General features: G+C 41.3%; 1 protein-coding gene. It reads right to left on the bottom strand.

Going from position 1 to position 5,038, the window contains the following annotated elements; genetic code table 11:
* The coding region (locus tag E1176_RS06200) for a T9SS type A sorting domain-containing protein (RefSeq protein ID WP_155209699.1) at positions 1-5,038 on the bottom strand (5,038 nt) is incomplete at both ends.

Raw genomic sequence — 5,038 nt, 5'->3', positions numbered from 1 at the left:
TTTTTATAAAACGCTTGATTTGAGTATGGTCGCCACCTTTAACCTTCACTACATACATACCGGTTTCTAAAGCGCTTACATCAACCTTTAATTGATTCTCTCCTTCTGTGCTACCCATGATCATTACATGGCCAGAGATGTTTATCACTTGATAAGAAATTGGTCCGTTATAATCGGTAAGCGACAAGTTGATGAACTCTGTGGCTGGGTTCGGGAAGAGTCTGAGCTCTACAAACTGTGCTACTTCAACCTTGCCCTGAACAGCTATCACATCACTGTACTCGAACTCTCCATCATAGTCAACCTGCTTGAGTCTGTAGTAATTTCTCATACCTGCGGCAGGCTTCTTGTGTTCAAATTCATAAACACTTAGCTCACGTGTTGTGCCATTTCCATCTACCTGTCCAATTTTCACAAAGTCAATTCCGTCCAGAGAATGCTCAATTTCAAATCTATCATTGTTTATTTCTGAAGCAGTTTCCCAGGTAAGAGCCACCGTATTTTTATCAGTTAGTTCTGCTGTGAATGATATTAATTCAACAGGAAGCGCAGTAAATTGATTGTAGAGATAATCGGGTGTACTTCCGTTGGCCTGGCCGCTGGTAAAGTCATCGGTAAAGTTTCCATTACTGTTGCTATCTTCAGTAACAGTTGGCTCTCCATCACCATCATCATCAGCATCTCGATAATTTGCAGCACCATTGCCGTCAGTATCTGGTAAAGCTGCCACAACACCACCTGCATCTCTGTCGAAGGCATCAAGGATTCCGTCATTGTCGGCATCTCCTGCACCTTCACCAGTGTCCAGCACACCATTACCATTGGCGTCCCATTCAGCTACTCCATCTTCATTGGCATCATTTCCTTCGACCATATCAAGTATGCCGTCATCGTCTGAATCTATGTCTATATAATCTTTCAATCCATTAGAATCAGAATTAGGTAAAGGCATTGGTGAACCACCATTATCAGGATCTACACTATTGGCTAAGCCATCACCATCAGAATCAGTGAAGTTGTCTAAAACTCCATTTCCGTCAACATCTACACCCCCGGCTTCAACAACATCTGTGATTCCATCATTATCAGAATCCCTATCAAACATATCGTTTAAACCATCCATGTCAGAATCAGGGTTACTCAATGGCGTTGTTTCAACGGCATTGGCTAAACCATCATTGTCCGTGTCATTAGATTTCACATAAGAGCCCGTGTATCTACCATCGGCTGTCATATTATTTGGTAACACGCCAGCGTTAGCCTCAACAGCATCTACAATTCCATCATTATCGCTATCCAGATCAAGGTGATTTGGTATACCATCCTTATCGTAATCTGCGTTATCATCCACTCCATCCAGATTGCTATCAACGAATCCGGCAAAATCAGTATCTAAGTAGTTAGGTATATTGTCATTGTCCTCATCTGCACTAGGATCAGCACCATATGACGCTATTTCTGTGGCATCAGGTATTCCATCATTGTCATCATCCTGATCTACATTATCAGCTATACCATCATTATCAGTGTCAGTTAGACATCTTGTAAATGAATATGAGAAAGCATCTATACCAAATTCACCTGCAACTCTAGCTAAATAAACATATCTGGCTCCCTCTGCTGGCACTATATAATTATATATAGTCCAGGCATATCCGCCAAAGTTGTCTGAGAAATTTGTATTACCACTTAAGTTAATTGTAGTTCCGTTTATCTCAGTACCGGTGGCTACTGTGAATTCGTTTCCATTTTGTGTTAAAGCTCTAATTGCTATCGTCTCCCCCGCAGGTATAAATTCCTGTAAATCAAGAATGGCAAAATCATTCAGCCCTCCATTATTATTAAAAGTGGCGAAACCATTGTTTGGAACACCTACCATATTGGCAGCGTTAGCCACTCTATTATTTGGGTTGAACACAATTGAACTGGCATTACCAACAACAGATTCCTGGACACCATTTCCACATGGGTTGGTTGTGGCCTCCAGGTAATCAGCTGTTCCGTTAGCAGGATCAATATCGGCAGTTTCGTCTTTTGTAGGCACGGTATCGTTGTCATCATCAGTATCTCTGAAGTCAACATCATCAGCCCCATCTGTATTTTGTATCGGAGCGGTAGTGCCTCCATTATCCGTATCAAAACGATTATCCAGACCATCACCATCAGTATCAGCTCCACTTGGGTTTCTATCTGCTGTACCGTTTGAATTAGCATCGTGACCTTCCACCAAATCTAAAACCGTGTCATTGTCACTGTCAGTGTCCTGAAAGTCAGGAGTACCATCATTATCAAAATCAAGAGGGATAATATCAGTACCTCCATTGTCGCTATCAAAGCTATTGTCAATACCATCTCCATCAGTATCAACTCCGGACGGTGTTGTAAAACCGGCTGTTGTCTGACCTTCTACTAGGTCTCTTATTCCATCGCCATCACTATCAGCATCCAGATAGTCAGGCAGTGCATCACCATCGATATTGCTATAAGTATCATTAGTACCATCACCGTTTGAATCAGTCGCTCCTGCTTCATAAAAGTCTGGAATACCATCATTATCTGCATCCTGGTCAAGAAAATCAGGAACACCATCTCCATCAAAATCTGAAACCAATGGAGTACCGCCTGTTGTAGGATCTACATTGTTTACTAAGCCATCTCCATCAGAGTCATTTGCTGCAGCATATGCATTTGAGTATTGACCATTCTCATTCATATTAGCAGGTAAAGTGCCTCCGTTTGCTTCTACCGCATTAGGTATGCCATCTCCGTCACTATCTAAATCAAGGCGATCTACTATACCATCTCCGTCAAGATCACTATCGATACAGTCATCAAAAGAATAAGATACAGCATCTACAAAATTTCCTCTAGCCAGTCTTTCTATTCTTATATATTGAGCATCTGCTGTAAGTGTGAAATTGTAATCTGCTAAAGTGTTGCTTGCCAAAACGATATCGAAGGCATTTGTAAAGTTAGTTCCATCGATAGATTGACTTACGGTTACCCCTGCATCAGCACCTCCTGTTTGAATTTTTGCCATTCTAAGCGCTATAGTTATACCTTCAGGCACCACTCTATTGAGGTCTAGTGTAAGTACATCTCCATTTCTAACCTGAGCAGAAGACCCATCAGGTGCGCCCAGGGAATTAGCAGCCCCACCTACTCCACTGTTGGTTTGAGATACAGCATTACCTGAAGCCACACTACAACTAGCTTGCTCACTATCAGGAATACCGTCATTATTATCATCAGTGTCTACAGAGTTGAGTAAACCATCACCATCCAGATCTTTTGTAGCATACAGGTAGTCTGGTGTAGAACCTCCACCTTGCGTAAAGTCATTGGCATTATCTCTGTCTCCATTAAAATCTTCATTAACTGTAGGAATACCGTCATTATCATCATCAGTATCTCTCCAATCTGGTCGACTATCGCCATCCGTATTTTGTAATGCTGCTGCGGTACCACCGTTGTCGGTATCAAAAGAGTCGGCCAAACCATCACCATCTGTATCGGTATTAGATTGTGGTGTATTAGCGATACCATTGCTATCAGGATCATGTCCTTCTATAAAATCTCTCACACCATCACCATCAGAATCGCCATCTACAAAATCAAATTTACCATCGCCATCAGTATCTTGAAATACTATAGCTCCGGTATTATCAACATCATAGGCATCATCGATACCGTCATTGTCTGAATCTAAACCTGTAGCAGCTCTAAACAGAAGTGAATTTTGAGCTTCTACATTATCTAAAATACCATCTTTATCAGAATCAATATCTCTATAATTGGGAAGTGCATCTGCATCAAGGTTTGCTATTACTAAAGCATTACCACCTGCGTTGATATCATAGGTGTCATGCACACCATCATTGTCTTTATCGGTAAAACCATCTACCATACCATCGAAATCGGCATCTACTCCACCTACCTCTTCAATATCTGGTATTCCATCTCCATCACTATCTCTATCAAAAATATCTGGCAAGGCATCTCCGTCTGTATTTGTGTTAGCTAATGGTGTACCACCATTATCAGTATCCAGCGCATCAACAATACCATCTCCATCGGCATCATTGGCCATAGCGTAAGCTGTAGAGTATCTACCATCAGCAGACATATTTGCAGGCAATACACCACCATTGGCTTCAACAGCATCAGGAATACCGTCATTATCAGAATCTCTATCCAGGTGATTAGGTATGCCATCAAGGTCAGCATCAAAATTATCGCTGATTCCATCCAGATTACTATCTGTGAACCCTGAATAGTCTGCATCTGCATAGTCTGGTGTACCATCACCATCTTCATCAGCGCCAGGATCGAAGCCTAACCCTTCCTGTATATCGGGTATGCCATCATTATCATCATCTGCATCGTCCACATTAAGTACCTGATCATAATCAGAATCAGAACCACACCAGCTAAAGTCGTGTATTCCAATTACCTGTCCACTTGGCGCTGTATGGTTGTTATAAACAAAAACTAATGAATCAATAGTCTCAGGAATTAAATAAGTAACGTTTCCATCAGTACTTGTAGCATTGTTTACGGTGGCATTACCAACTACTGTATTATTTCCTACATAAGAGTTGGCTACTGATGTGGTTACATTACTAGCGATCAGGCTTACCAACGACCCATCAGAATATCCATTGACGGTGAGAGAATCTACCCAGGCGCCTGCATCCACATCAAAAATGGTGAAAGCAAAATCTTTAGTAGGCTTACTAAATTTGAAAGTTGCCAATGCAAACTCATTGTTATTATCGATATTCTGCTCCCAGTAAATACTATAAGTATTTTGTATAGCGTTAGATACCGAAAAATCACTCACATGCCCATATAAGTCGACTGATTCTATGCTTACCTCTACATCATCTGCTGTGTAATTCTGACTTCTAGGATCAGTACCAGCGTAGGTATCCCAGTCGATAACATAGGGTGAAGGACAACTCTGGCCTAAGGCCATTGGTTGAAGAGCCACAATGCTTAATAAAGTAAGTCCCAGGTAAGTAAAAATTTTTTTCAT

It is taken from the genome of Fulvivirga aurantia, assembly GCF_009711475.1.
Taxonomy (GTDB): domain Bacteria; phylum Bacteroidota; class Bacteroidia; order Cytophagales; family Cyclobacteriaceae; genus Fulvivirga; species Fulvivirga aurantia.
The sequence above is the reverse complement of the archived record's forward strand: the minus strand, read 5'-3'. Positions and strand labels throughout refer to the sequence as shown.